This is a genomic window from Chloroflexus sp., assembly GCF_034435895.1.
GTDB lineage: Bacteria > Chloroflexota > Chloroflexia > Chloroflexales > Chloroflexaceae > Chloroflexus.
Genome location: NZ_DAOTWH010000355.1, coordinates 1 through 4303 on the forward strand (window position 1 = coordinate 1; position 4303 = coordinate 4303).

3 protein-coding genes are annotated in these 4303 nt (G+C 62.7%); 1 reads left to right on the top strand and 2 read right to left on the bottom strand.

Annotation, left to right across the window (positions count from 1 at the left end; genetic code table 11):
• Nucleotides 1-718, top strand: a 718-nt coding sequence (locus U9R81_RS19700; RefSeq protein ID WP_322497111.1) for a biotin-dependent carboxyltransferase family protein, incomplete at its 5' end; no start/stop codon positions are given.
• A gap of 4 nt (nt 719-722) precedes the next feature.
• On the opposite strand, the gene U9R81_RS19705 is transcribed toward U9R81_RS19700, so the two are convergent.
• On the bottom strand, nt 723-1121 hold the full coding sequence (locus U9R81_RS19705) for a hypothetical protein (RefSeq protein WP_322497112.1): 399 nt from the start codon (nt 1119-1121) through the stop codon (nt 723-725).
• A gap of 128 nt (nt 1122-1249) precedes the next feature.
• Nucleotides 1250-4303: BTAD domain-containing putative transcriptional regulator (locus tag U9R81_RS19710; RefSeq protein WP_322497113.1), on the bottom strand; the 3054-nt coding region annotated here is incomplete at its 5' end.

The window sequence follows — 4303 nt, forward strand, 5'->3', positions numbered from 1 at the left end:
GCCGTGGCGCAGTGCGATCGCGCCGGCAGGCGGCGTGTTGCGGTTACGCGGGAGGCGCGGCGATTGGGGCGGGAGGGTCTATCTGGCGATCGGCGGTGAATTAGCAGCGGAATGGGCGATTGGCAGCGCGGGCACCTGTCTGGCCGGTGGTTTCGGCGGTTATCAAGGGCGCACCTTGCGGGCCGGCGACCGGATTGCCGTGCATCCACGCTCATTCACTGCTGCCGATGGTATGCGATGGTGGCCGGTTGGGCGCCGGCCAGCCTACTGCGCCCAACCGCGCTTGCGCGTCTTGCCCGGCCCGCAGTACGACCTGCTGCCGGAGGCATGGGAACAGTTGCTGAAGGCAACGTTTCAGGTCGATCAGGCAGCCAGCCGGCAAGGTTACCGGCTGGCCGGCGCTTCATTGCCAAGCCACCACCACTCGCTCCCCTCATTTGGTGTGGTACCGGGTGCAATCCAATTACCGCCCGATGGCCGGCCAATTCTGTTGCTGGCCGACGCCCAAACCACCGGCGGCTACCCGGTAATTGCGACGGTGATCGGGGCCGATCTGCCGTTAGCGGCCCAACTCTTGCCCGGCGACCGGCTGGCGTTTACGGCGACCGATCTGACCACAGCGCACACGGCGCTGGCCGAGCAAGCGGCATGGCTCGCCGCCGGCCCGGAAGATGACGAGAGCGGCGAGCTGTTGGCCCAAGCCGGCGCAATCGGGTAAATCGTCACGCCATCATCGCAATCATTATATTACTCAGCACCATCACCAGAATAATGCCCAATGCAGCCGGCGCCGACCAGCGGCCAAGCCGAGCAAAGGGTTGGCGCGAACCGAACAAGATATGCCCGACGACAGCGGTTGCAAACCCAAGCAACGGGTGGAGGATAAAGGGGAACGAGAGAAAATATGCAATACCGGTAAAGACGCCAACCAACCAATAGATTAACCCAAGCGTGGCTTGAATATCGATTAAGACGGGAAAGAGGCGCGCTACCAAATTACGCGGCGCTTCAGGCCGGTAGGTAACAGCAAGATAGATGGCGGCAGCGACGATCAAGACCGACAAGACTTCACGCCCGAAGATGGCGTGCGTTTGGCGAATAGCAACAAAGATCGGATCCATATGGAGCTCCATTGTCATCAAACAGCGATAGCCACGACGAACCGGCCAGCGTAGCGGCGCGCACCGCTACTCAGCGGGCCGAACAACTTGGTTCACCACGTTCATCGTACAAATTTTCACAAGAGCTGTCAAATCGGTTCGTTCTGACGAATACGGCGGTAGAGGGCCTCAGTTTCGGGCAGCGGTTCGATCCCCAACTCTTCGCGCAGCGCCTGCACACAGCGGGTATACGACCGCATCGCCTGCGAGCGGCTGCCGGCGCGGGCATGGGCGCGCATCAGCAACTGGTAGGCCTCTTCGTAGCAACGGTCACGGCGCAGGACTTGCTCGGCAATCTGGATCGCCTCGTTGTGGAGACCTTCGGCGCTAAGTTGTTCAGCATACGAGACGGCGGTAGCAAGGTAACGGGCTAACAGCCGCTCACGTTCCTCGATCGTCCACGAATCGTAGAGCGACTCGGCGAGATAATCGCCGCGGTAGAGTTGGAGCGCAGCCTGTGCGCTGCGGCGGGCAAAATCGGGATCGGTCGTGGTTTGGGCGCCGCTGGCGCGCAATTCAAACTCATCAACATCGATCCACGCGCCGAACGAGGGGGCAAAGCTATAGGCCAACCCTTGCCGGCGAATGAAAAAGGGTGGCACCCGCGGCGGGCGATGGGGTTCGAGGGCCGTGTTCAGGGTATTCAGCGTCACTTTAAACTGGCGCTCAGCCGCTTCGAGATCGGCGTCAGGCCACAGCCATGCGCAAATTTGCTCGCGCTGCACCCAATTTCCGCGCATCGTTAACAGCAACTGAAAGAGCTGGCGCGCCTTTTCACGCTGCCACTCGCGGGCCTGAATTTCTTGATTGCCGCGCCACACCCGAAACGCACCCAGCATCTGCACGCGCAGGGTAAAGCCGGGATGGTAATCATCAACCGTATCATCGGCGGCGATCGAAGGAAAACCCTGCCGGAGCAGACGGATAGCAGTCTCGCGGTGGGCCGGCATAGTGCGGGCGCGGAGCAACAACGGCACGAGGGCAGCAATGTCACGCGGGCCAAACAGGCTGGGGCCGATCAGGACATTCTCGTAGCCGTATTCAACCGCCTCGCGCATCACCTGATCAACCAGCGGATCAACGGTCGCGCCCCGGCCAGTGCGCAACGCAGCCAACGCGCGCCACAGATGGACGAGGAACAGACCGAAGGTATCGTGGCCGACTTGGAAGCGTTGCTCGGCCTGATCGAGCCATTCGTAGCCGCGCGGATCATTGGCAACCAGCGTCACGCTGCCCAACGCTAGCAACATCAAAGCTGCCACCCACTCATCACCCGATGAAACGGCCAGCAACAATCCTTCGCGGGCATCAGCTTCGGCCCGCGCCAAATCACCGGCATGGCCGTGGAGCAAGGTTAAGCCAAGGTAGCCTTCGGCACGGGTGCGAGGCACCGTCACTTGTTGCAGTAAGCGTAAACCGCGGCTGTAGTGTTGGCGCGCAGCGTTATCCTCGCCGCGAGCGATCAACTGATAGGCATGGCCAAGACGCAATTCGGCCAGCGCTTCGGTAACAAAATTGCCACTCTGCTGAGCTTCGAGTAACATCCGGTGGGCGAAGGCCAACGCTGGCGGGCCAGCGCCAAGCATCGCATTGATCAGCGCCAGCAATAAGAGCGGTTCGCGATGAGCGGTAGCGCGAGCAAACGGCTGTTCCGTCCAGAGCCGTTCTTCTAGCAATTGGCGCGCTTCCCGCAACCGGCCAGCACGCAGCAGCAGGCGTGGCCGCAAGGTTTCAGCGTGAGCGGCGTACAGATGCTCTAGACCATGCGCTATAGCCAGCTTACGCGCCGTTTGTTCAAGGCGCAGACCAATATCAGCCCGGCCACGATTAGCCCAATTTTCAGCCTGCATCAACAACAGCTCGATCCGCTCTTCACCGCAATGGCGCGGGAGCAGTTTGAGCGCGCGGCGCAGCAGATCGGTCGCCGGCGCCGGTTGCACCGTATCGAGATAGATCGACGCTTGGCCACGGAGACAGCGTGATTGGCCAAGACGATCGTTCTGGCCGGCAAAGGCGCGTTCGGCGCGCCGATAGACGGCGAGCGCCGCCTCAAGGCGGTTAAGCTGGTGGAGCGCAGCGGCCTGTATCTCGATCAATTCCGGCGCTTCATCACCCGACAGCGCCAACCGGCGCATCCAATCCAGCACCGCCTCTGCCCGCCGCTCGGCGAGCAATGTCCGCGCAAGGGGGAGAAACGTGGACACGGCAGCCGGATCACCGGCGGCAATCTGATGATACAGCGCGCTCTCTCGATCGCCAGTGCGCTGAAAATAGGCTGCCGCCTGCCGGTGCAATTCAGGCCACTCCGGATCAGCCGCAGCGCGGCGCGCCAGCCAAGCGGCGATAATCGGCTGGAAACGCAGGCCTTGTTCGCCAAACGGTTCAACGAAGAGACGTCGCCGGCGCAGCTCGGCCAACAACCCCGGCGCGTTGAGCGACGAATCGAGCGCCGCGCAGATGCTGGGTTCAAGCCAACGCAAACCAGCGCTGCGTTGGAGGCACCGGCGCAACGGCGCGGGCAGCGGCGCCAACACCTCACGTTCCAGATATTCGTCAAGCGCCGGCGTCACGTGTTCGCGCAACCCCAAGGCGCTGCGCCAATCGGCAGCATCAAGCGCAATGCGCAGCGCCAGCGCCCACCCCGCGCTAAAGGCCAGCACCTCGTCGAAATCAGCCGGCAACGCTCGCCCAGCCTGTTGCCAGAGCGTCGCTGCTTCATCAGAGGTAAACGCCAGATCCTCGACATCAACCAGCAGCGCCTCGCCGCGCAACCGAGCGGTAGCGATCAGCGGCGATTCGGGTTCGCGCCGGCCTGCCAGCACCAAATGCAAGCGCGGCGGCTGAGCGGCGATCAACCGCTCGATCAGCGCGCGCAACTCAGGCTGTTCATCAATCAGATGGGCATCATCAATAATCAGCAGGGTCTCATCATCGAGGTCGCCGGTCAGCGCATTGATCAACGCATCGATCGTTGCTGGCGGTCGTTGCGGATCGAACGAGACCACCCGGCCCAGTGCGGCGGCCAGATGGCGCAAGAGGCGCGGCGGGTCATCGCTTGCATCGGCCCGGCACCACGCCGCCGGCCAGCCGCCGTGCAGCGCTAGCGTAGCCAACGCCACCGTCTTGCCACTACCGGGAGGCGC